This window comes from Pseudomonas nitroreducens, assembly GCF_010994165.1.
Classification (GTDB): domain Bacteria; phylum Pseudomonadota; class Gammaproteobacteria; order Pseudomonadales; family Pseudomonadaceae; genus Pseudomonas; species Pseudomonas nitroreducens.
In genome coordinates, this window is the sequence record NZ_WMBX01000007.1 from 328,265 (window position 1) to 348,940 (window position 20,676).

At 59.3% G+C, this 20,676-nt stretch carries 34 protein-coding genes, 4 tRNA genes and 1 pseudogene; 17 read left to right on the top strand and 22 right to left on the bottom strand.

Going from position 1 to position 20,676, the window contains the following annotated elements:
- Positions 1–33 precede the first annotated feature (33 nt).
- From GJV37_RS27305 to GJV37_RS27330, 6 genes are all read right to left on the bottom strand, one after another.
- Positions 34–1,032 (bottom strand): glycosyl transferase family protein, encoded by a 999-nt coding sequence (locus tag GJV37_RS27305; RefSeq protein WP_193453160.1) that lies wholly within the window; start codon positions 1,030–1,032, stop codon positions 34–36.
- The gene (locus GJV37_RS27310) at positions 1,029–1,364 is read right to left on the bottom strand and encodes a TusE/DsrC/DsvC family sulfur relay protein (protein ID WP_170860095.1); all 336 of its coding nucleotides are present in this window, start codon (positions 1,362–1,364) and stop codon (positions 1,029–1,031) included. The genes GJV37_RS27305 and GJV37_RS27310 overlap by 4 nt, the downstream gene beginning before the upstream one ends.
- The gene (gene tusB, locus GJV37_RS27315; protein WP_170860094.1) at positions 1,361–1,663 is read right to left on the bottom strand and encodes a sulfurtransferase complex subunit TusB; all 303 of its coding nucleotides are present in this window, start codon (positions 1,661–1,663) and stop codon (positions 1,361–1,363) included. Before tusB ends, GJV37_RS27310 begins: the two co-directional genes overlap by 4 nt.
- Positions 1,663–2,022 (bottom strand): sulfurtransferase complex subunit TusC, encoded by a 360-nt coding sequence (tusC, locus tag GJV37_RS27320; protein WP_193453161.1) that lies wholly within the window; start codon positions 2,020–2,022, stop codon positions 1,663–1,665. Before tusC ends, tusB begins: the two co-directional genes overlap by 1 nt.
- On the bottom strand, positions 2,022–2,414 hold the full coding sequence (gene tusD / locus GJV37_RS27325) for a sulfurtransferase complex subunit TusD (protein ID WP_024765155.1): 393 nt from the start codon (positions 2,412–2,414) through the stop codon (positions 2,022–2,024). Before tusD ends, tusC begins: the two co-directional genes overlap by 1 nt.
- Before the next feature lie 115 nt (positions 2,415–2,529).
- Complete coding sequence (locus GJV37_RS27330; RefSeq protein WP_024765156.1) at positions 2,530–3,195, bottom strand: Bax inhibitor-1/YccA family protein; 666 nt, start codon at positions 3,193–3,195, stop codon at positions 2,530–2,532.
- 134 nt (positions 3,196–3,329) lie between these two features.
- On the opposite strand from GJV37_RS27330, the gene GJV37_RS27335 reads away from it, so the two are divergent.
- The 8 genes from GJV37_RS27335 to GJV37_RS27370 all read left to right on the top strand — a co-directional run bounded on the left by GJV37_RS27335 (position 3,330) and on the right by GJV37_RS27370 (position 7,774).
- Positions 3,330–3,417: transfer RNA gene (locus tag GJV37_RS27335), tRNA-Ser, on the top strand.
- A 193-nt stretch (positions 3,418–3,610) separates the two neighbouring features.
- A complete protein-coding gene (locus tag GJV37_RS27340; RefSeq protein WP_240967362.1) occupies positions 3,611–3,874 on the top strand; it encodes a hypothetical protein in 264 nt (87 codons plus the stop codon).
- A gap of 337 nt (positions 3,875–4,211) precedes the next feature.
- The gene (gene gacA, locus GJV37_RS27345) at positions 4,212–4,856 is read left to right on the top strand and encodes a response regulator transcription factor GacA (protein WP_017517075.1); all 645 of its coding nucleotides are present in this window, start codon (positions 4,212–4,214) and stop codon (positions 4,854–4,856) included.
- A 2-nt stretch (positions 4,857–4,858) separates the two neighbouring features.
- A complete protein-coding gene (gene uvrC / locus GJV37_RS27350; protein ID WP_065085203.1) occupies positions 4,859–6,685 on the top strand; it encodes an excinuclease ABC subunit UvrC in 1,827 nt (608 codons plus the stop codon).
- A 33-nt stretch (positions 6,686–6,718) separates the two neighbouring features.
- Complete coding sequence (gene pgsA / locus GJV37_RS27355) at positions 6,719–7,279, top strand: CDP-diacylglycerol--glycerol-3-phosphate 3-phosphatidyltransferase (RefSeq protein WP_170860092.1); 561 nt, start codon at positions 6,719–6,721, stop codon at positions 7,277–7,279.
- Positions 7,280–7,347: 68 nt separating this feature from the next.
- Positions 7,348–7,423: transfer RNA gene (locus GJV37_RS27360), tRNA-Gly, on the top strand.
- Positions 7,424–7,459: 36 nt separating this feature from the next.
- Positions 7,460–7,533 (top strand) — tRNA-Cys (locus GJV37_RS27365).
- A gap of 155 nt (positions 7,534–7,688) precedes the next feature.
- A tRNA-Leu gene (locus tag GJV37_RS27370) sits at positions 7,689–7,774 on the top strand.
- 82 nt (positions 7,775–7,856) lie between these two features.
- On the opposite strand, the pseudogene GJV37_RS27375 reads toward GJV37_RS27370, so the two are convergent.
- The 5 genes and pseudogenes from GJV37_RS27375 to GJV37_RS27395 form a co-directional block, all read right to left on the bottom strand.
- A pseudogene (locus GJV37_RS27375) lies at positions 7,857–8,875 on the bottom strand (tyrosine-type recombinase/integrase).
- Positions 8,875–9,087, bottom strand: coding sequence for a DUF4224 domain-containing protein (locus GJV37_RS27380; RefSeq protein ID WP_170860091.1), 213 nt, complete (start codon positions 9,085–9,087; stop codon positions 8,875–8,877). Before GJV37_RS27380 ends, GJV37_RS27375 begins: the two are co-directional and overlap by 1 nt.
- A gap of 93 nt (positions 9,088–9,180) precedes the next feature.
- Positions 9,181–9,495 carry a hypothetical protein gene (locus GJV37_RS27385; protein ID WP_170860090.1) on the bottom strand — a complete coding sequence of 105 codons (315 nt, stop codon included), beginning with the start codon at positions 9,493–9,495 and terminating at the stop codon, positions 9,181–9,183.
- A gap of 193 nt (positions 9,496–9,688) precedes the next feature.
- Complete coding sequence (locus GJV37_RS27390; RefSeq protein ID WP_170860089.1) at positions 9,689–10,198, bottom strand: hypothetical protein; 510 nt, start codon at positions 10,196–10,198, stop codon at positions 9,689–9,691.
- Positions 10,195–10,515, bottom strand: coding sequence for a DUF4406 domain-containing protein (locus GJV37_RS27395; RefSeq protein WP_170860088.1), 321 nt, complete (start codon positions 10,513–10,515; stop codon positions 10,195–10,197). Before GJV37_RS27395 ends, GJV37_RS27390 begins: the two co-directional genes overlap by 4 nt.
- Before the next feature lie 87 nt (positions 10,516–10,602).
- Between GJV37_RS27395 and GJV37_RS27400 the strand changes: the two genes are divergently transcribed.
- A complete protein-coding gene (locus GJV37_RS27400; protein WP_170860087.1) occupies positions 10,603–10,839 on the top strand; it encodes a hypothetical protein in 237 nt (78 codons plus the stop codon).
- A gap of 74 nt (positions 10,840–10,913) precedes the next feature.
- Entirely contained in the window at positions 10,914–11,345 is a 432-nt protein-coding gene (locus GJV37_RS27405) for a hypothetical protein (protein ID WP_193453162.1), read from the top strand.
- On the opposite strand, the gene GJV37_RS27410 is transcribed toward GJV37_RS27405, so the two are convergent.
- Together GJV37_RS27410 and GJV37_RS27415 are read right to left on the bottom strand one after the other, a co-directional pair.
- Entirely contained in the window at positions 11,331–11,639 is a 309-nt protein-coding gene (locus GJV37_RS27410) for a hypothetical protein (protein ID WP_170860085.1), read from the bottom strand. The two genes, GJV37_RS27405 and GJV37_RS27410, sit on opposite strands and share 15 nt — an antisense overlap.
- Entirely contained in the window at positions 11,636–11,845 is a 210-nt protein-coding gene (locus GJV37_RS27415) for a hypothetical protein (protein WP_170860084.1), read from the bottom strand. The genes GJV37_RS27410 and GJV37_RS27415 overlap by 4 nt, the downstream gene beginning before the upstream one ends.
- Positions 11,846–11,949: 104 nt before the next feature.
- Between GJV37_RS27415 and GJV37_RS29930 the strand changes: the two genes are divergently transcribed.
- Positions 11,950–12,183 carry a YceK/YidQ family lipoprotein gene (locus tag GJV37_RS29930; protein WP_170860083.1) on the top strand — a complete coding sequence of 78 codons (234 nt, stop codon included), beginning with the start codon at positions 11,950–11,952 and terminating at the stop codon, positions 12,181–12,183.
- A 61-nt stretch (positions 12,184–12,244) separates the two neighbouring features.
- Positions 12,245–12,571, top strand: a complete 327-nt coding sequence (locus tag GJV37_RS27425; protein ID WP_170860082.1) for a hypothetical protein — start codon at positions 12,245–12,247, stop codon at positions 12,569–12,571.
- A gap of 38 nt (positions 12,572–12,609) precedes the next feature.
- Here the strand turns inward: GJV37_RS27425 and GJV37_RS27430 are convergent, their stop codons facing one another.
- The 3 genes from GJV37_RS27430 to GJV37_RS27440 form a co-directional block, all read right to left on the bottom strand.
- Entirely contained in the window at positions 12,610–12,924 is a 315-nt protein-coding gene (locus tag GJV37_RS27430; RefSeq protein ID WP_170860081.1) for a hypothetical protein, read from the bottom strand.
- A complete protein-coding gene (locus GJV37_RS27435; protein WP_170860068.1) occupies positions 12,924–13,184 on the bottom strand; it encodes a hypothetical protein in 261 nt (86 codons plus the stop codon). The genes GJV37_RS27430 and GJV37_RS27435 overlap by 1 nt, the downstream gene beginning before the upstream one ends.
- An 807-nt stretch (positions 13,185–13,991) precedes the next feature.
- On the bottom strand, positions 13,992–14,234 hold the full coding sequence (locus GJV37_RS27440) for a hypothetical protein (RefSeq protein WP_170860080.1): 243 nt from the start codon (positions 14,232–14,234) through the stop codon (positions 13,992–13,994).
- Between the two features lie 417 nt (positions 14,235–14,651).
- Here GJV37_RS27440 and GJV37_RS27445 point away from each other — a divergent pair, with 417 nt between their 5' ends.
- The 3 genes from GJV37_RS27445 to GJV37_RS27455 all read left to right on the top strand — a co-directional run bounded on the left by GJV37_RS27445 (position 14,652) and on the right by GJV37_RS27455 (position 15,832).
- Entirely contained in the window at positions 14,652–14,885 is a 234-nt protein-coding gene (locus GJV37_RS27445; RefSeq protein ID WP_170860079.1) for a DUF1654 domain-containing protein, read from the top strand.
- A gap of 158 nt (positions 14,886–15,043) precedes the next feature.
- Positions 15,044–15,349 (top strand): hypothetical protein, encoded by a 306-nt coding sequence (locus tag GJV37_RS27450; RefSeq protein ID WP_170860078.1) that lies wholly within the window; start codon positions 15,044–15,046, stop codon positions 15,347–15,349.
- Positions 15,350–15,478: 129 nt separating this feature from the next.
- Positions 15,479–15,832 (top strand): YkgJ family cysteine cluster protein, encoded by a 354-nt coding sequence (locus tag GJV37_RS27455; RefSeq protein WP_193453163.1) that lies wholly within the window; start codon positions 15,479–15,481, stop codon positions 15,830–15,832.
- Positions 15,833–15,874: 42 nt separating this feature from the next.
- Here GJV37_RS27455 and GJV37_RS27460 read toward each other — a convergent pair whose 3' ends face one another.
- The 6 genes from GJV37_RS27460 to GJV37_RS27485 form a co-directional block, all read right to left on the bottom strand.
- On the bottom strand, positions 15,875–16,252 hold the full coding sequence (locus GJV37_RS27460; RefSeq protein WP_170860076.1) for a hypothetical protein: 378 nt from the start codon (positions 16,250–16,252) through the stop codon (positions 15,875–15,877).
- Positions 16,253–16,463: 211 nt separating this feature from the next.
- On the bottom strand, positions 16,464–16,862 hold the full coding sequence (locus GJV37_RS27465; protein ID WP_170860075.1) for a hypothetical protein: 399 nt from the start codon (positions 16,860–16,862) through the stop codon (positions 16,464–16,466).
- Positions 16,863–16,931: 69 nt separating this feature from the next.
- Entirely contained in the window at positions 16,932–17,258 is a 327-nt protein-coding gene (locus tag GJV37_RS27470; RefSeq protein ID WP_193453164.1) for an STAS-like domain-containing protein, read from the bottom strand.
- A complete protein-coding gene (locus GJV37_RS27475) occupies positions 17,255–18,346 on the bottom strand; it encodes an ATP-binding protein (RefSeq protein ID WP_193453165.1) in 1,092 nt (363 codons plus the stop codon). The genes GJV37_RS27470 and GJV37_RS27475 overlap by 4 nt, the downstream gene beginning before the upstream one ends.
- A 422-nt stretch (positions 18,347–18,768) precedes the next feature.
- A complete protein-coding gene (locus GJV37_RS27480) occupies positions 18,769–19,005 on the bottom strand; it encodes a hypothetical protein (RefSeq protein WP_170860072.1) in 237 nt (78 codons plus the stop codon).
- 57 nt (positions 19,006–19,062) lie between these two features.
- Positions 19,063–19,884 (bottom strand): XRE family transcriptional regulator, encoded by an 822-nt coding sequence (locus tag GJV37_RS27485; protein WP_223121870.1) that lies wholly within the window; start codon positions 19,882–19,884, stop codon positions 19,063–19,065.
- Positions 19,885–19,979: 95 nt separating this feature from the next.
- Between GJV37_RS27485 and GJV37_RS27490 the strand changes: the two genes are divergently transcribed.
- Entirely contained in the window at positions 19,980–20,162 is a 183-nt protein-coding gene (locus GJV37_RS27490) for a helix-turn-helix domain-containing protein (protein WP_170860071.1), read from the top strand.
- A gap of 65 nt (positions 20,163–20,227) precedes the next feature.
- Positions 20,228–20,662 (top strand): phage regulatory CII family protein, encoded by a 435-nt coding sequence (locus GJV37_RS27495; protein WP_170860070.1) that lies wholly within the window; start codon positions 20,228–20,230, stop codon positions 20,660–20,662.
- Positions 20,663–20,676: the final 14 nt, after the last annotated feature.

The following is a 20,676-nucleotide window of genomic DNA, read 5'->3' on the forward strand; positions in this document are numbered from 1 at the left end:
TGTTTAGCGCAAAAAAAGGATTCCAGCTATCGACTAAATCGATCTGTTGCGCTCAGTCCAGCGTTTATCGGCCTCTGCGAAGGCTTCGTCTCGCTGCAGCCCGAGCGCGCGCAAGGCCAGGGCCATTGTTGCGCGGACGGCCAGATCGCCGTAGACGTCCTCTGCGTCGCCGCGCCAGACCGCGGCCAGATGCTGCGGGTCGAGGCTTTCCGGCTTGACGTGACGCAGCGGTGATAGCGCGGGCCATTCTTCGTCCCAGTCATTGCCATCACGGCAGCCGTACAGGTGCGAAGAGGCGTCCGGGTTCACTTCGATCTCGCCGCCTTCGCCTTTGATGACGATGGCGTGGTCGCCCAGCAGCCGGCTGCCTTCGCGGTGTACGGCCTGGTAGCCGGGATGGAAGATGCTTTGCAGCACGCAGGTAGCGCCCAGCGGGTTGATCAGGCGCACCGAGGAATGAATGGGTGAGCGCAGGCCGAGGGTATTGCGCAAGTCGATCATTCGCTGCAGTCGCGGCATCCAGTCCACCAGCGGGGCGAAGGCGACACCCTGGGCATCCAGCGCCTGACTGACCGAGGCCCAATCGCGGCACAGCGGCAGGCCCAACGGCTCCAGCAGTTGTTCGGTGTAGAGGCGGCCCGCGGTGTGGGCGCCCGCGCCATGCAAAAGTATGCGGGTGCCGCTGCCGCCCAGGCATTTCACCGCCAGCAGGTACCAGGGCAGGTGACGCTTCTTGCCGGCGTAGCTCGGCCAGTCCAGGTCCACGGCGATCTTCGGCGCTTGCAGGCGCTCGCGGACGGCCTCAGTGAAGCCGGCCAGCTCTTCTGCGCTTTCCTCCTTGTGCCGCAACAGCATCAGGAAGGCACCCAGTTGCGCCTCCTCGACCTTGTCGTCGAGGATCAGGCCCAGCGCTTCGCGGGCTTCCTCGCGGGTCAGTCCGCGCGCGCCGCGCTTGCCTTTGCCGAGGATGCGGACGAACTGGGCGAAGGGGTGTTCGGCGGGTGTCTGCAGGACGAGCGGGGCGGCGGTCATAGGCAATTGGTCGGCTTCGGCAGGCCGGCGAGCTTGGCGGCAAGCTTGGCCGGGGTGCCCTTGAACAGGAGGTTGAGGTGCAGGCTGTTGCCCTTTTCCGCGCCCAGCTTCTGGGCTACGTATTTGATCAGCGGGCGGTTGGCCGGGGAGAGCTGAAACTCGCCGTAGAACTCGCGCAGCAGCAGGAGGATTTCCCAATGCTCGGGCGTCAGGTGGATGCCTTCGTTGTGCGCCAGGGCTTCGGCGGCGGCGTCGCTCCAGTCGTTCAGGTCGGCGAGGTAGCCGTCCTTGTCCAGCGGCAGGGCTTGGCCATTGACCAATAAGGTACTCATAGCCAGGCGTTTACCTTGTCGAAGCGGGTGCAGAGTTCGACGAAGCCGGGGTAGTCCACGCTGTCGACTCGGGAGGCGACGGCGTCGAGCCCGCGCGCTTGCAGGTCTTCCTGCAGGGCAAACAGGGTGTTGCTTGCCGGCAGTTGCTCCAGCGCCTGTGCCGGCTGCGTGCCCGTGCGGAGCGCGTATACCGCGTCACCGGTCAGCATGATGCCGTCATCGGCGCCCAGCAGGCGCAGGCAGCTGTCGAGCCGACTGTCATTGAAGGGGGAGTGCGAGAGCAGGTGGAGGGTAGCCATCAGATCGTGATCACCTGGTCGTGGGTTTGCAGCAGGCCGCGAAGGGCGTTGTCATCCAGCACCTGTGTGGCCAGCGTGAGGCTGCTGGCGTCCAGGCCGCGCTCGGTGAGGCTGTGCGCGCTGGCATAGAGATCCTCGACGCCAAAAAGCGGCAAGGCCTGCAGATTGGCTTGCAGGTCTTTTTGCTCAATACCGGCAGGGCGCTGGTCGGGTGCCAGCTGGAACACGCCGTCATCAAGGAAGAGCATTGAGATCGGCAGGTCGAACGCGCCGCCGGCCAGAGCGATATCCAGCGCCTCGCGGGCAGCGGGGCCGGCCCAGGGAGCCTGGCGGCTGATGATCAGCAGGGACTTGGCCATCAGTTGCCTCCAAAGCAGATCAGGCGGTCCGCCTGTTGCGCCGCTTCATGCAACTGGCCGAGGCCGGAAAGATCCCAGGGTGCCTGCAAGTTGGCGGCGGGACGGGAGTAGCGGCTGGCTTCCTCGCTATTCAGCACGCCGCGGCGCAGCGCTGCGGCGATGCAGACAACGCCGTCAAGCTGGTTGTCGGCAACGAAGCGCGTCCAGGCCGCCGCAACATCCAGTTCATCCTGGCTGGCCACGGTGTTGGCCGCGGCACTGTGCACTCCGTCCTGATAGAAGAACAGTCGGGAGATTTCGTGGCCGCCGGCCAGCGCAGCTTCGGCGAAGCGCAGGGCGCGCCGGGCGGCTGGCGAGTGCGGCGGGGAGAAGAGGGCGATGACGAACTTCATGGAGCTGGCCTTGGCGGCGAATTTTCGCAGGATGATACGGCGCTGCGCCTTTTTTTGCCGCGCCTGACATGAAAAAAGCCCGTCGAAACGGGCTTTTTCCGTGGCGCTGTGTTGATCAGTCGTCGCTGCCCATGATGCCGAAGATCTGCAGCAGGCTGATGAACAGGTTGTAGATCGACACATACAGGCTGATGGTCGCCATGATGTAGTTGCGCTCGCCACCGTGGATGATCGCGCTGGTCTGGAACAGGATCATCGCCGAGGAGAACAGCACGAAGCCGGCGCTGATGGCCAGTTGCAGGCCGCTGATCTGGAAGAACAGCGAGACCAGCACGGCGCCCAGCAGGACGAAGAAGCCTGCGGTGATGAAGCCGGACAGGAAGCTCATGTCCTTGCGGGTGGTCAGCACGTAGGCGGACAGGCCGAAGAACACCAGGGCGGTCATGAAGAAGGCGGAGGAAATGATGCTCGCGCCATTGGCCATGCCCAGGTACATGTTCAGGATCGGGCCGAGGGTGTAGCCCATGAAGCCGGTCAGGGCAAAGGTGCTGACCAGGCCCCAGGCGCTGTTGCGCAGCTTCACGGTGAGGAAGAACAGGCCATAGAAGCCGAGCAGTACCACGAAGAAGCTCGGGTACGGCAGGCGCATCTGTTGCGAGGCGAAGGCTACCAGGCCACTGAAGGCCAGGGTCAGGGCCAGCAGGCCGTAGGTATTGCGCAGGACGCCGCTGACCTCTTTCTGCTCCACGGCTGTGGAGTCGAGATATTGCCGTTCTTGCATGTCGTGACACTCCTGTTAAGCGGGATACGGATCCATGACCGTAGTTATGCCTATCATAACAGAGGGAAAAGCGCGCTGAATCATCAGAGTTTGACAGTGTGTTGCGATCCGGTAATATTGCGGCCCGCTCATGTGGAAGCGTGGCCGAGTGGTTTAAGGCAACGGTCTTGAAAACCGTCGACGGGCAACTGTCCTAGAGTTCGAATCTCTACGCTTCCGCCACTATTACAACGTTGAAAGCCCCGCAATGCGGGGCTTTCGCGTTTCTGCGGTGGGTTGCTTTAAAGGCTCGCCTTCCGATTACGCATCGCACAAGTTAGACAGCGTCGGAAAAGTCAGTCATCCCGGTAGATGTTTCTGTAGGGCGATGATTGTCTCAGTTAAACTTAAAGTTCCTCTCCTCGGAAAATCCTGAATGAACCAAGTCGAAGATCTCGAGCGGCAGATGCGCGAAGCGCTGGGCGTAGCTCCGAAGAAAGTGAAAACCACTCGGGAAGTCAGCAACCCCATGAAGGGTTACCTGATTGTTCTCAGTGTGCGAGGCGCAAGCGGGCCCGCATTTCGCTTCGAGCACCGCTCACGTTCGCTGAGCCGTACCGAGGCCATCCTGGAGGCGGAGAAAGCCGCGCGCGCCGCAGGCTACAAGCCCTGGGCCCTGCTGGATGCCGTCGAGGCCTGAGCCGCATGAGCGCGGTGACGCCATGGGGCATCCGTCGGTTGCCGATATGGCGTGGCAATCCCGTGCGATGGATGTCGAGCCGATAGCGTCTATCAGATGGAAAACTCCGGCGATGGCTCCAGCTTCTTACAGCTCAATAGGTTACCGGTACGGCCGTCCTAGACGCTTCGCCAAGCATCTGTCAGCATTTACCCCTCCTGCGCCACGTATCTCTGGCGCTTGCATTTTGGCGAACCACTTCCAAGCTAGGTCGTAAGGCTGCTTTCTGTTAAGGTTCGGCAATTGTTCGAAGTCCCTTTTCGGGTCTCACCATTCCATTCTGCTCAAGGGGTGCTGCGTGATTAAGGTGCTGGTGGTCGATGATCACGATCTGGTGCGCACCGGAATTACCCGCATGCTGGCTGATATCGATGGCCTGCAGGTCGTTGGGCAGGCCGACTCGGGTGAGCGTGGGCTGCAGCTCGCTCGCGAACTCAAGCCAGACGTCGTCCTGATGGATGTGAAGATGCCCGGCATCGGCGGTCTCGAAGCCACCCGTAAGCTGTTGCGCAGCCAGCCCGACGTACGCGTCGTGGTGGTGACGGTATGCGAGGAAGACCCGTTCCCGACCCGTCTGATGCAGGCTGGTGCTGCGGGATATCTCACCAAGGGTGCAGCGCTGGATGAGATGGTCCAGGCGATACGCCAGGTTTTTGCCGGTCAGCGCTACATCAGCCCGCAGATCGCCCAGAACCTCGCGCTGAAGTCCTTCGAGCCGGAAAGGAACGCATCGCCATTCGATACCCTGTCCGAGCGTGAAATCCAGATCGCGCTGATGATCGCCAACTGTCACAAGGTGCAGAGCATCTCGGACAAGCTGTGCCTCTCGCCCAAGACTGTGAATACCTACCGCTACCGCATCTTCGAGAAGCTCTCGATCACCAGTGACGTCGAACTGGCGTTGCTGGCTGTCCGGCACGGCATGGTAGACGCCAGTAACTGATCATGGTGCAACCGTTCGATTCGGCGGCTTTCCTTGCCACCTGCAGCGGGCGGCCGGGCGTTTATCGCATGTTCGACGTCGACGCAAAGTTGCTCTACGTCGGCAAGGCGAAGGACCTCAAGAAGCGTCTCTCCAGCTACTTCCGCAAGACTGGCCTGGCGCCAAAGACGGCCGCTCTGGTGGCGAAGATCGCCCAGGTCGAGACCACCATCACCGCCAACGAAACCGAGGCGCTGCTGCTTGAGCAGACGCTGATCAAGGAATGGCGGCCGCCCTACAATATTCTGCTGCGCGACGATAAATCGTACCCGTACGTCTTCCTGTCGAGCGAGGATCAGTATCCGCGTCTGACCATCCACCGCGGCGCGAAGAAGGCCAAAGGACGGTACTTCGGGCCTTATCCGAGCGCTGGTGCCATTCGCGAAAGCCTGGCGTTGCTGCAGAAGGCCTTCTTCGTGCGCCAATGTGAGGACAGCTACTACCGCAACCGCACGCGCCCGTGTCTGCAGTATCAGATCAAGCGCTGCAAGGCGCCCTGTGTCGGACTGGTGAGCGAGGAGGAGTACGCCGAAGACGTACGCCACTCGATCATGTTTCTCGAAGGGCGCAGCAATGTGCTGGCCGAGGAGCTCTCCACCAACATGGAAGAGGCGGCGATGCGCCTGGACTTTGAAAAGGCGGCGGAGCTGCGCGATCAGGTGCAGATCCTGCGCCGCGTGCAGGACCAGCAGAGCATGGAGTTCGGCACCGGTAATGTCGATGTGGTGGCGGCCATCGTTACGCCGGGTGGCGCATGCGTACACCTGATCAGCGTGCGGGGCGGTCGAGTGCTGGGAAGCAAGAACTTCTTCCCGCAGGTGGCGATCGAGGAGGAGGTGGGCGATGTCCTGCTGGCCTTCCTTGGGCAGTACTACCTCAGTCATCACGAGCGCGATCTGCCGAACGAGCTGATCGTCAATGCTGTGCACGAAGACTTCCCCATCCTGGCTTCCGCCATCGAGGCATCACGTGGGCGGCTGCTGGAAATCAGTCACCGCGTGCGTGCTACCCGCGCCCGCTGGCAGCAGCTTGCCGTGACCAACGCCGAGCAGGCGCTGGCGGCACGCCTCGCCAATCGACAGCACATGGCTGCGCGCTTCGATGCGCTGGGAGAGGCGCTAGACCTCCCCGAGCCACCGCAGCGGCTCGAGTGTTTCGATATCAGCCATTCCAGTGGCGAGGCGACGGTGGCGTCCTGTGTGGTCTTTGGCCCCGAAGGCGCACTGAAGTCGGACTATCGCCGCTTCAATATCGAGGGCATCACTGGCGGCGATGATTACGCCGCCATGCACCAGGCGCTGACCCGCCGCTTCAGCCGATTGAAGGAAGGCGAGGGCAAGATGCCCGATATCCTTCTGGTGGACGGCGGCAAGGGGCAGCTGGCGATGGCTCAGGAGGTGCTTCAGGAACTGGCGGTAGTCGGCCTGACGCTGCTAGGGGTCGCCAAGGGCGTCACTCGCAAGCCTGGTCTGGAAACCCTTTACCTCAATGATGCCGAGCACGAATTCACCTTGCCCGCTGACTCACCGGCGTTGCACCTGATCCAGCAGATCCGCGACGAAGCGCACCGCTTTGCCATCACCGGTCACCGTGCACGGCGGGGCAAGGCGCGACGCACCTCCACATTAGAAGACGTCGCTGGCGTCGGGCCCAAGCGCCGGCGCGATCTGCTCAAGCATTTCGGCGGGTTGCAGGAATTGGGCAGAGCCAGTATCGATGAAATTGCCAAAGCCCCCGGCATCAGCAAAAAGCTGGCAGAGCAGATTTATGCAGCACTGCACAGCGAGTAGAATGCCGGCTCAACTCGCAGACCTTCCGACCCGATGAATATCCCGAACCTGCTCACACTGCTTCGCGTTCTGCTCATCCCGATCTTCATCCTGCTGTTCTATCTTCCGTTCCCGGCCAGCCATCTGGCCGCCAGTGCCGTCTTTGCCCTTGCTGCCGCCACCGACTGGCTGGACGGCTACCTGGCGCGACGGCTGGGGCAGAGCACGCCCTTCGGTGCCTTCCTCGATCCGGTGGCAGACAAGCTGATGGTCGCTACCGCGCTAGTGCTGTTGGTGGAGGAGCACGCGAATCTGTGGCTGACCCTGCCGGCCGTTATCATCATCGGTCGCGAGATCGTCGTTTCCGCGCTGCGCGAATGGATGGCAGAGATCGGGGCTAGGGCGCACGTGGCGGTATCCAGCCTGGGCAAATGGAAAACGGCGGCGCAGATGCTGGCGCTGGTCATTCTCCTGGCCAATTCACCGTTGATGACTTTCTGGGTCCTGGTGGGTTACGCGCTGCTCATTGTTGCCGCCATCCTTACCCTGTGGTCGATGCTGCACTATCTTCTGGCTGCATGGCCGCACCTGAACACTACCCCAAAAGAGAAATAAGTATTTTTGAATCAAGGAGTTGACAGGCATTTCCAAATCGTTAGAATGGCGCCCGTCAACACGACAACGCGGGAATAGCTCAGTTGGTAGAGCACGACCTTGCCAAGGTCGGGGTCGCGAGTTCGAGTCTCGTTTCCCGCTCCAGATTTTAGATGATTCACCTTGAGTCATCCGTGTTACGGCTGAGTAGCAGAGTGGTTATGCACCGGATTGCAAATCCGTGAACGCCGGTTCGATTCCGACCTCAGCCTCCAATAGAAAAGCCCTGTAAATCGAAGATTTACAGGGCTTTTTCTTTAACTGCCCGCTGCGGGAGTTGCCAGGTTCGGCAACTTGCGCAGATGAGTTGGGGCTGTATATAGTCCAGCCCTTTCCGGGCGCATGCCTGGATACGCTACAACGCGCTGCCGCCCGGATGGCGAAATCGGTAGACGCAGGAGACTTAAAATCTCTCGCCCTTTGGGCGTGCCGGTTCGAGTCCGGCTCCGGGCACCATTTCTAAATCAACGGTCTCCGGGCCGTTGCGCTCCACCTCCCTCCTATCGTTTTGGTCCGCAATTCCGGATTCGGTCCGCAATTACTTCGTCGGCGTGACCTTTTTGCCTTTCCGATCACGGATATAGCGCTCGGTCATGGTGACGGTCGTGTGCCCAAGTTGGTCCCGAACTTTCAGGATGTCGCCGGTCGATTCCGACTTGTCGCTCCCGGCCTTCGCGCGCAGGTCGCGGAGCTGGAAAGCGGCTTTTTCGATGCCGGCGGCTTCCCGCGCCAGGTCGAACCGGTCGCGCAGCATGTATTGGTCATCACCAATCCGGCCTCGGAAACAATCAGACGAGTGGGCCTGACCTTCATTCCGGCCTTCCTGGCCTTGATCCGGTCGAGTAGGGCGGCGAGCTCACCTTCAATCACGATCCGGCGCTTCGCCTTCGTCTTGCCCTGGCGGACGTGCAGCATCCCGTCCCGGATATCCCGTTCATCCATGGCCAGCACGTCCCTAGGCCGCTGGCCAGTGAGGTAAGCGAGGTCCATCGCCTCCTGCAGGCCAATCTCGGCATGCTGGTAGACGAGCCGGTACAGGTCGTCCTCGATGTAGACGTCGCGGCCGGTCTCCGGATTGCCGCTGATCCCAGAGCAGGGGTTGGCCAGCTTCGTGTAGCCCATCTTCCGCGCGTAGTTCCACATATGGCTTAGCAGGGCCTTCTCGCGGTTTGCGCTCACCGGCGCGCGCATGTACTGGTAGACGTGCTGCGGCTCGATCGAGTCCAGCGGGCCGGGCGGGGCGTCGAAGAATTCCAGCAGTTTGACCAGGTACTGGGCGTCCTTTTTCTGGGTGCTGGGCGCCTTCTTCGGCACTACGTCCAGGAAGTACTGGGCCGATACGTAGCGCAGGGTGACGATCTTCTCGGCCAGGTTGTCGGCGTTGCGGTCCCGCTCCAGCTCGGCGTACTTCATGATCGCCAGGCCGTAGTCGGAGCCGAGCGGCACCTCTTTCCGAGGCTTGCCGCCGGCGTCGTAGTGGTAATAGGTCTTGCCGCTGGGCTTGGTGCGCTCGCGCAGGCGCGTTACCGCGCCGGGCTTCTTCGGTCGTCTTCCCATCAGCTAGCCTTCCGCGGCGTCCATTTCTGAGGTTCTTCGGCCTGACGACCTTTCGTCGGCAGGAGGTTGGCAGAGATCACGCAGGGCCATCCGTTCATCTTGATGGTGTGCTTGATCCCGTTCTGCTTCAAGACGCGCACCTGGCCGGCCTTCGTCCGGGCGCCGGTGAGCTGGCAAATCTCCTCATGGGTGAGGAAGACGATGGGTTCCATGGGCAATACCTCGTCGCGCCGGCGATGGCCGGCGATGTTGAAAAGGGCAGGAAGATTCAGTGCGGGGAGGAGGGGTAGAGCGCTGGGGCAGATCTACTTCATTGCGTCTCGGTGCTGGCCGTACTCTTCGAATTGTCGGCATTTCAGCTCGGCACTGGCGTCTGCTTGTTCGGGCGTTTGATTCCCTCGGTAACCGAAGCGTACGAAGTACCTGACGATCGTCTGAGTGTCTGGGTCGAGCTGAGCGCTGCGTCTGTCGGCAGCTGCGATTGCTTGCTGTTCGGTGCCTCCCTGATCGCGGTATGTGGCCCCCGCGTAAGCAAATAGGCCCACGCCAGTACAGAAGTCAGACGCCTGGGCCTGGATGGAAAGAGCCATGAGCAGGAATAACGCGGTGAGATTCTTCATTTGCCCTCACTCCGCCTGCGATTGCGCGCTTGGATTGAGTATGGAGCCTGTCGCAGAGGCCTGCCTGTTTCGAGGAGGCATTTGGCTTCCCACTGAATTGTTCGTATGGCTCGCTCCTGGAGGGCAGGCCTACAGCGCAGGCAGTCGCATTTCTCGGAGGGTTGGCCGGTGCCGCGGCAGAAGGTGGGGCGGGTCATGCTGCAACCTTCCGGCGATACTTCGCTTCCCACTCCCACTCCCGCTGCCGAGCGATCATCTCCGGCACTGCCGCCAGGTAATCCCTCGTGGTGCGGAAGCGCTTGCGAGGCGGGACCGGGTCAGGAATCCCGTGTTCGTCCCGTGGCCCGCCATCCCAATCGGTAAAGGTGCTCCAAACCATGGCGGTGAAGGAGGCCCAGGTGCATTCCTCTTCCCACTCCGGCTCGTAGTAGCCCTGCATGGAGCCAACCATCGGCGTCCCTTTCAGTGGGTGGCACGGATAGTCGAGCACTACCCAGCGCTTCCCGTGCCGAGGCATGTACTTGCGGTCCTTCTCAAACGGGTAGAGGGCGCTGCGGCGCTGAAGGGCCTTACGCTCCCACGCGCCATAGAACCCGTGGTAGTTGTCCCAGCGCACTGCGGGGAACTGCTCGGTATCAATTCCGATGCTCGGGAGGATCGGCGCTATGCGCTTGCACAGCTTCTTCAGGATGCGTGGATTCATGCTGCGCTCCTTGCTGGTTCAGTGATCTGGCTGGCGGTGAACACCTGCATGCCCAGCTTGCTGGCGACGTGGTACTCCAGGCAGGCCCCTTCGGAGTTGTGCCAGCCGGGCAGCAGGGCGATCGAGTCGCAGGTGATCAGCTGGGCCAGGGCCAAGCGCACGTAGCCGGACCAAGTGGTGTCGGCTGGCGCATTGTTCTCCGCCGGGTTCTCGACGTGGTAGCCGAGTTGGCGCAGGCGGGCGGCCTCGGTGTTGAAGGCCGGGTAGTTGAACTCCGGCAGGCCGGTCATGGGGCCGGCGAGGTAAATTCGGGGCATGGCGAGTCCTCGCGCCCTAGTGGCGCCTTAGGATTGATTGATCTAGCTTCGGAAGAGACCGGCAATCAGCCGAGCCAAGGAGTGGTGATGATCAAAGCACAGCAGCAGTTTCTTGAGGATGACCGACGCCTGCTTGAGGACTTCAAGGCGAAGGCCGAAGCGCTCGAGCAATTCCTAGAGAGCCACAGCGGTTCCGAGCCCGACTTCGAGCATCGAGCCAGTCTGTTGCAGGAGGAAATGTATGCGGCCGGTGAGCGAGTGAAAAATCACAAGCCGCCAGTCTCCTGGCTCACCTCGTTGTTACTCAGGCTGCGCGGCGCCTGACCGGGCGGCCGTAGTGGCGCAATGGCATGGAGTGGGGTAGGTTCTGCCGACTTTGATCCGAATGGAGTCGGCAGATGATTACGAAGAAAATCTCGAGAAAAATGCCAAAGAAGTTCTTGGGTGTTGTCTACGACCGATACATAGAAGACTTTGGGGAGGGGGTTCGGCACCTGGGGAGCTTTGAGGTGCTGACCACTGCTCATGAGTACTACAGGAAGTACATGCCTGAGATTGCAGAGGTCGATCAAAAGCAATCCTTGATGCGGCCGCGCCTCTTAGACTTAATTCTTGAACTCGAGGCGAGGGGATATCTCCGGAATTCTGGAGATGGCCTGACGTACTTCTTGACGGTCAAAGGGTATGACGAGGCTGACAAGTCGTCCTGGCAGCACTTCGTCGACTACTGGAACTCGAACCCAGGACTTAACACGTTGATTGCCGTCTTCAGCATGGTTATTTCAATTGGCAGTGTGTGGGTGGCGATCCTTGCGCTAAGCAAGCCGTGATCTGTCATCGGTGAGCGTGACCTTCGCCTTGATGTGCAGGTCTCGGCACGCCAGCGTCTTGCGGGCCACCTGGATGAACTGCTCGGCGAACTGCGGGGTATCGAACAACGGCCCGAGCTGCTTGGTCTTGGTCCCAGCCATCACCTGGTCAGCAGCCTTCTCGCACAGAGCAAGCCACTCGGTCATCGGGATGGGCTGCTCACCGAGCGGGGTGCGGCGGCTGGTCTTGATGGTGTTGCGCGCGTCGTTCAGCGCCATGTCGCGGGTCATGCCGAACACTGCAAAGGTACTCATAGCGACACCCACTTGTTGTATTGGTCGTAGTAGCCGCGCCAGTCGCGGTAGCTGAAGCAGAGGGTTCCAGGGCAGCAGAGCCAGGCCATGCTCAGCGGCCCGCCCCGGAGCAGGAAGTTGATCTTGCGAGCCGAGGGTCGCGGACGACGCAGGCGCGGGCGATCCAGCGACACCCGCTTGATGCGGGGAATCGAAGTGAGCTTCATGGTTTCTCCAGGTAGAGCGCCGCCGCGTGCACTTAGGAAACGTCCTATTGCGACGGTGGGGGCTGGTCGTCAGGGTTCTCGCTCCAACGAAGGAGCGGATTCATATGAGGGTGTGGTTCAGGGCGATATCAGTTGCCCTTGTGGTGCTAAGCACGAATGGCTGTGCGAGTTCATTGGGGCACCTGTTCGATCCATGCCCTTACACCGGCGTGCAGCTCGATCTCAAGTCATGGGACGTGGTAGGCCCGTTGATGATCGTTGACCTGCCATTCTCTGCAGCGCTCGACACTGTCCTGCTGCCGATCGACCTGATCGATAACCGATCCTGCAACTGGTAGAGCTCCGCCGCACCGCTGTCCTAGACTCGGCCATATTTTGCGCTGCTTAGGGATGGTGGAGATGCGATTTTTGAAAGTGTTTCTATTGCTTGGCTTGTTCGGCTTCGGTGTGGTCCTGATCTCTGGCGTTGCCGAGGAGGTCAGGAGGGAGGCTCCGGCCATCGTGTTCGGCAGCAAAGCTGAGGCCGCCAAATTTCAGGCCAAGCTGAGTGCTGCTTGGAACTCAGGCGGCGAGGCACTGGAAGAGGCGAAGCGCTTGAGCGGGGACTTCCGCGCGAAGCTATCGATGATGTACACCACCATTTACATCTGGCAGGCCATCTTTTCGTTCCTCCTCCTACTTGCCGCGACGATGCTTTACCTCCGCTTCAGTCAGAAGAAGGCCTGAATACTCGCCGCGAGTGCAGCGGATGGCGTGGTGATGGGTTACTGGTCCTGCTGATCGATGCGCGCTGCTTCTTGCCGTCCGAGCCTGTCGAGCTGGCGCGCCACGAAATCTGAGGGAGTGAAATCGTGGCGCGGAATAGCGAGGAGGGAAGCGGAACCCTCCGGACCAAGGTCATGGGCATGCATAATCAGCAACTGGATCGCCTCGGCCTGCTCCTCGATGCCATGCCAGCGCATCAGGTTCTCCAGCATTGCGCGGGTACCGCGGCGCACTCGGTGGCGCAGCTCTGTCTCGTCCAAGCGCTGGCGCTTCGCCGCGGCTGCCGCTGAGCGTTCTTGCTGAGACTTGGCCATCAGCCTTCCGCTCCTATGTCATCCCGCTTGCGGATGGTCAGCTCCTCAGCGCGAGCAATTGCCTCCCGGTAATCACGGCGGAACCCGGCTACCTTGTCGGTGGCGGTGTCGACGATGTGGAAGAAGCCACAACCGCTCGGGCGGATCTGGTAGGCCGGCTTCTCCACCACGATGGTGCGGCGTGCCTCGAAGGCTGCGCGGGCGGCGGCGGACTGAAGCAGCAACTGGGCGAGCTGCTGGTGAGTGTTCAGCTGTTGCATGGCGATCACCTCGTCTGGGTGGTGGCTTCCTTTGGGCAGCACTCCAGCGCGCGGCTATGCGCCGGTGGGCGCCGCGGAGGAGTGCTCTCGAAAGGGATCAATGCGGGACGTGAAGTAGTAGGCGACACCGCGCGACCTTAAGTACGCGAGATGTCCGCGGATCTGCTTGAATGCGGTGACCTATCTGGTGAAGGAGCACCATGAGAAAAGTGAGCGTGTCCGCCTGGGCGACAGTGGCGTTCGGGCTTAGCTGCTATCAGCAAGCGGCATCTGCCTTTGATTTTCAGGGAGAGTATTCCGTGCCCCAGGAAGTGCCTATGGGCGGCTACGGTTCAACCGACCGAGTGCAGGCCCAAAACACCCTAGTAATCGAGAACCTTCAGCCTGGCCGAGTTCGCTATTACTTCGAGAGCGTTTACGTGAACGGTCATACGTGCCGTTCCTTTGGGGAGGCCGTTGCGGACGGAGCAGACGCCTACGTGCATCGATACCCTGAGAGCTCGTGTGTGGTGAGACTTGAGCAGGCCGTACGGAGTGGGGACGAAGTGATCAGAGTTGTTGATGTGGGCGACCACTGCCGAATGAATGTCTGCGCTGAAAGTGGCAGCTTCTCTGGAGGGGAGGTCTTTCCCGTGTCGTCTCGCAAGGTGCTGATGAAGCCGGCTATTCCTCCTTGGTGAGTGGAAAGCCCAGTTAGGGCCTGGGCTTTCCGTGCTCACGTCCGCCTTATGTCGGTGAGCGTTTCGCGGCTCGCCCGGCTTGTTGCCGAACTACCAGGGCTGTCGGTTACATGGCTGCATCCTCCTGCTATCCACCCGTGGGAACGGCGCGGGCACCGTTGGTCCATTCCTCGCCAGCGCGCTGGGCGGCATCGAGGCTTTCGAAGTTGTCGGTGTCAGGGGTAAGGCCGCAGCCTGGCTGCCAGCGGCTCATCACATGCAGCGACTTGGCGTAGCTGCTGACCGTCGCCCAGCGCTGGGCACCTGGAGTGCCGAGCCGGCTGACGTGAGGGAAGGGCTGTGTCCAGGCCTGGGCGCTGGCTCCTTGCATGGTCATCTCCTGGTAGTCATCCCAAAGCGCCCTCTGGGGAAGGCGCTTCAGTGATGCTTTCCGCCGGCGCCACTAGGGCGGCGCCGACCTTCACACCTGCTTACCGGGTCATTCACACGGTTTGGCGTTTCGCCGCGCTCCATCCTTCAGCCCCTCAGTTGGCCTCTGGATGGGTGCGCCGGTCGCCGGTAGCGGCAGGTGCTGTATTCGTCATTGGGTGCGTTGTTAAAGAGCGGTCGGCTCGGTGGCCTGGCGCCGTAATACGTTGGCGTTGGATAAACAATACGAACACGTATTGCCTGTGTCACTACGCTTCCGTATCGGAATTCCCAAGCATCAGATAGTCGGAAACCCGTTGAAGGACGATTCGTTTCTGAATACTGTATTTACATACAGTTGTGGCAAGGAGCTATGGAAATGACGAAGCAAGTGGTCTCGGCATCCAAGGGAAGCGGCATCCACGCGCTGGATCGCCTGCGCCTGCGAATCTCGGCAATGGTGGGAAGCCCGAAGGCTCAGGCGGATCGGCGCGCAGTGGTCTGGCGCCTGGACGGCGATACGGATGAAGCGTGGAGCCAGGTGATGGACGAGTTAGCCGAGAGTGACGGCCTGACGGTGACCAAGCTCGAGGACGGGACAGCCGTCCTGTAGTGGCAGCCGAGCGAGGAGGAGGGCGAGGGCGCCCAGGGAGAAGAGGAGGAGCTACCGGCCGACTTCAGGGTGCAGTACCTGCACGATCAGCCAGCGCCATTTTGATTGACTGACAGTATGAGCAGGGTGGCACAATGCCGCTTTCGAATGGAGTTTCTATGAAACGGATTTTGACTGTTGTTGTGCTGTCCTCGGTCGCTCTGCTGGCCCATGCAGAAAGAGACACCTGTGCAGAAATAGCTGACGCTGCTGAAGTGTCCATGCAAGCGCGTCAGATGGGGATGACGATGGTTGAAATGGCGCGTTCCTTAGACGAATCGGGCGTTCCTGCCGCGCAGAAGAAGGTGATCATGGGTATCGCCGCGAAGGCATACAAACGCCCGATGGTCGAGGGCTATGAAGTCAAAATGAAAACTGCCAAGGAGTTCGGCAACGAGGCTTACATCGGCTGCACCGGCGGCTGATTGCCTTAACCTATCTCAAGTTACGGGGTGTTGGAGCTGCCGGCACTCTGGCGCTGAGGTGACAACCTCCTGGCCGAAGGTGAGGGGGCCGCGTATGTATAATCCGCGCCCCCAAACCAGGATGCGCCGATGAACAGTGTGAGCCGCAGGATTGATCAATTGCGTCGGAGAATCCCCGGCTTTGAGTGTAAGCCTGGCTGCCACGACTGCTGTGGGCCGGTCACTGCGTCTTCGGTAGAGTTGGCCCGACTGCCAGCCAAGAGCGAGGCCGAACATGATGCGGCCTTGGCCGAGTGGAACTGTGTTCACCTTGGTCCAAATGGATGCGAGGCCTACGAGCAGCGGCCTCTCATCTGCAGACTATTCGGAACAACGCCCAAAATGCCTTGCCCGGAGGGAAGGGGGCCGGAAGTCCCTACTGATGACTCGGTGGTGCACCAGGTCAATCAACTGATCGCCAGCACCCGACAGGTTCTGGTTTAGCCTGGCAGAAGCGAAAACCTCTGCGCGGCCCAGTCGGACTGATCAAGCATCCTCATGGAGGAGGCCAGAGGACCATTTCTGCTCGAACTCACGTTTGGCTCTGAGCTTGTGGTTCTGGCACTCGACCATCTGCTGGTCGGTCTTCCAGTTATCGCAGCCGCGGGGTGCTTGGTAGAACTTGCCCCATGCTGCGTCGTGCTGGCGCTGTGACTCAGCTGCCGCCTTCATGACCTGCGCGTCGTACTGATCTACTTGGCGAGGAGCTGGTGGAGTAGGGCGGAGCTGCTGTTGCTGGCGAGCTGCCTGCTCCTGGAGCTTCGCCATGGCTGCTTGAGCGCGCTCGATCTGGCGCTCGGCCATGTACTCGATCGCTGCCACCCGCGCGTAGTACAGGAAGGTTTGCGGTCGGCGTCGTGCCATGAGGATGCTCCATGCAGTGATGGCTGAATGCTATGCACCTTTGGAGCAAGAGGAATGTGCTGACTTCGAGGTGCAGAATGCACGATCAGCCTGCGGCGTTCTGACTCTGCTTTATCGAGGGGGCCCGGCCGCCTTTTCAGGCGGCCTGCTTACTACATCAGTGCTTTAAAACTGCCCGCCTTGAGGAACGATTCCAAAGGCTGGAGGAACATCAGCTTTGCCAAGTCTTTTTGAGGAGGTCTGATTCGATTATGTTTGTTGCGGCTCTCGAAAGACGCCTTACGCGCTCATTCGAGAAGGTGAGGGGCCGTGGAGATGTTTCCGCATCAAGCGTTGCATGACGCCGCAAGGCGGCAACATCATTGATAGGAATTGGCTTTCCGGTCAGCTCGGATATCTGAACAAGATTAGAGATCAATCGTTTGTGTAATACAATCAATTGATATGGCAAGGTCTCCGAGGCTTCTGTAAGCCAGAAGTCATATGAGGAGTCCTCTAGATCTTTCAGTGCATTTAAAGACTTTTCGATGGTGTCATGAATGTCTTTTTTTATTGCCAGTGCTCTGGCGTTATTGCTGTTAACTCGCCAGCCAATGATTGTAATGGCCATGCCGCACACTACAAATAACAAGCTTATTATCCAGAATGCTATTTGAAACGAGTCCTTGTCCATTATTGGTTAGCCTTGTTCCTGATGGGCCTCTGTGATGTACTCTCTTATTTCCTCGATTAAGGATTCATCTTCCTCTGAAACGAGGTTCTCACAAAGCCCGATTACTCTTTGGTAAGGAACTCCAGCTCTTATCAGGCCGCCGAAGGATTCCTCAAGAAAAGAAGATCCGTAACCGGCGGTGCCATCTAGATTTACCGATATTTCTTCGTCCGGATGCTCTCGAAGGGCCTTGAGGAGTACAGTATCTCGAAACTTTTCCCCAGAATTTGGGCCGACACTTTCTTTGCGCGGCCCTGGGAACTCTGAGAAATCTTTTACGTATATAGTGATCATTGAGCGAGATCCTTTAAAGGGACAACCCATTCTAGAAGTGTACCACGGATTGACTTAGTGTGCTCGAGAACAGACTCAGTCTTGTTGGTCCCCTCAATAAAACGTCTTGCGGATATGGCTTTCATGGGTCGGCAATCTTTCCCTGAAATGCAAAAGACCCCCTTGTTGCTTCTTATAGAAAAGAGTGCTGTAGGGAAGTTCCGAATAATGCTTCGGAAGTCCTTCCCGCCCTTTCCTCGGTTTTTTAATTTCGTGCGGGTTTGCTTGATGTGAGAGGAAAGCATAATCATGTCACTGTCATTTGTGCCGAATATGCTGAATTTTTGTTTGATTGTTTCTAGCAGAGTTTCAGGATGCTTCGCCGGAAGTGTAGATGGTATGCCTACCCCTAAGTCGCACACGATTACGGAAAGATTTTCATCGTCAAGTCCAACAAGCATCCACCAGCGCCGGTCGTCAATGTCTAAGCCATCTGGTCGGTTCGCTGGATAAGCATGCTCAACGCAGTTGGCAATGGCTTCAATAGCGCCGCGGTATATTTTCTTCTTCGAAATTTCTGTAACTCTGTCACCCAGTGAGTCGAGCAAAGATCGCGCAAGGCTGCCGTCTGCGGTGTTCCCAGATAGCTGTTTCCATCTGGAGATGCTTTTCAGATTTGCATGCCGATGGTTTATTTGGCCAATTGCCTTGAAGAACCCAGTTTGATTAAGAGCGCTTTCAACAGCATTGCTAGAGTTTCTATATTGCCCCTCTGAAATGCTAGGAGGAAGGAAGCATCTTATTTTCTTCTCCGGATAGGCTTTGGCCAGGCGATCCGTTTCGGCTACAAGAATCAAGCCCGCTGCGGCTGTTATTCTTGTTGTGTTTCTAAAAGTTATCGTGGTGCTTGAATTATTTTTTACGTGGGTCCTAAATCTTTCTAGGAATGAAACAAAGTTTAAGTGGTTTTTTGTGCTGTAAAGATCCAGCTTCGCAGGCGCCTCTATGTCAGGGCGGATGCTGCGGTCGCATGACCTTCTTTTGTTCGATTTTTTTTTTGCGGCCGCTATCCGTTCTGATGCTTCGCAGAAACCTTTTGTGGGCCGCATGAAGGATATGTATTTTTCTTTCCTTATCAGGCTTCTTCATACTTCATCCTTGTTTTTTGGAAAAAGCTGTGACTTCATTACGCTGCAAGAAATGAGTATTTCAAGCCAACAGCATGCAGGCTTGGGTGCACTTCTCATCCATGCGTGTCCCCGCCAAATATACTGTGCAGCAACACCAGTTCAAGAGTCGCAAAGATGATGCATATGGCCACGAACCCTGGACTGAACACCCGATTTGACTTGCGGCCCTGGGTAGGCCAGAGGTTAAGCGCAGAGCAGAGGTCGCCGAGGACTTCAAGCAGATTCATTAAGGGCCCCTTCGCCTCGTCCTGAGGCATCAGCCGATTTGCTTACACCAGGTGCGCGTTCCACACCAGCAGCACCCGCGCATGGATGCAGACTTCCCCCTGCAACCTTGACCTTTAACCCTTAGCTCGCGTTATGCGCCCGCTTTTGACCTCGCTAGCGTATGAGCCAAGGCGATCCTCGCCGTTGATGAGCATGCCGACGATTCGGAGCACGGCCCAGGCGTCAGTTTCATTACCTGCCTGGCTCAGTCGCTCGGATATCTTCACCAGATCGACAGATGCCCACTTGAGATCCGCGGTGATGGCCTTGAGATCGTGCTTGAGCAACTGAGTTGATTTGTTCATTCCCATTTTTGTACCCATCTGGGCGTGGGGCGGCTACTGCCCCATGCTCTGCCAGTGGCAGCTCTAGACTAAGTGCGCATTCCAAACGAGCAGCACCCTGGCATGGATATAGGTCTCATCCATCCGGATGACCCTGTCCTTGTGTTGCTTGTTGTCCGAGATCATCTCGAAGTGCTCGGCATCCTGGACCTGCAGGCGCTTGATGTAGAGGTGGCCCTGCCAGGTGAAGATGAATATCCCGTCGCCGTCGAACTCACGGATGTTGATGTTCACGATCATCGGATCGGCGTGCTTGATGGTGGGCGCCATCGAGTGGCCCCAGCCGTACACCATCTTCAGGTGGTTCGGATCGTCGTAGGTGACGCCGAGCTTGCGCAGCTGTTCCTGGCTGACCTTCACATCGCGCAGCATCTCGGGGTAGTCGGCCGGCACTTGGCCGTTGCCCATGGCGCCGCGGATGTCGTAGTGCGCAATGCTGATTTCGTCGCCCACCGGGCCTGGCCGGGAGAAGTCGGCGACGATCACATTCGAGCTGGCGGCTGCCTGCACATCCTCGGCGGCTGCCTGCAGTATCTGCTGGCGAGCAGCGGCGCCGAGGCCCTTGCCGTGCTTCTCCAGCATCTCCATAACCTTGGCGGCAGAGCTCGTCGCTGTTGTGTTTGCGCGGCTACCAAGTGGCGCGGTCCCGATCCCAGTCCATAGCCATTCGACAGAGCAGCCGAATGCCTTGGCAATGGCCTCGATGTTGTCGCGCCTGGGGCTCTTCGATTCGCCCTTGATGATGCGGTGCACGGTGGGCTGATTGATGCCGGCGCGGCGGGCGAGCTCTCCCTCGCTCCACTCAAGCTTCTGCATCTCGGCTTCAATCCGTTCGCCAATATTCATGGTTTCGCCAATAGAAAAACGTATTGCCCGAGTGTATTGCTCGGATCGATACGCGTGCGTATTATCGCCAATACGAAAGCGAATTGGAGGTCTCCATGACCGTCAAGGAAATGATCGCCGCGCTAGTCGAGCAGGGGCTTTCTCAGAAAGCCATTGCCGACCTCGCGGGCACTACCCAGCCCACCATCCACAGGGCATCCAAGGGCGCGGGGGGCCGGTACGAGACCGGGAAGGAAATCGAGCGGCTCTACAACGAGCGCGTTCCCTCCGCCGCCTGACCTGTAGCTACAGATTGCCAGCAGCCCTGTCCGGGCTCCACGGAAAGAATCCAGAGGATTTACGAATGCAAGAGTTCCTGAGGGCGTGCCACGACGCAGTAGAAGACGCCGGGGCCAAGGAGCTGGCAGCCAAGATGGGCTTGCCCCATGTGAGCCTGCTGCAGCGCGCGAACCCGGACAACGACTCGCACAAGCTGACCATCAACCAGCTCTACCAGATCCTGCTGCACACCGGCGACCTCCGTCCGCTCCAGGAGCTGGCGCACGGCTTTGGCTTCCATCTGGTGCGCCGCGATGTTCAGCCGGCCGACTGCCTGGCGAACGCAACCCTGGCGATGGCGAGCGAAGCGGCGGACGTGACGAAGGCTGCCATTGAAGCGCTGGCCGACGGCAAGGTCACCCGGATGGAGTTCAAGCGAATCGAGCGGGAGGGGCGTGAGGCCCAGAACAAGATCGAAGTCGTCATCGAGACAGCCCGCGCGAAGGTCGGCGTGCGATGAGAACAAGCTACGGC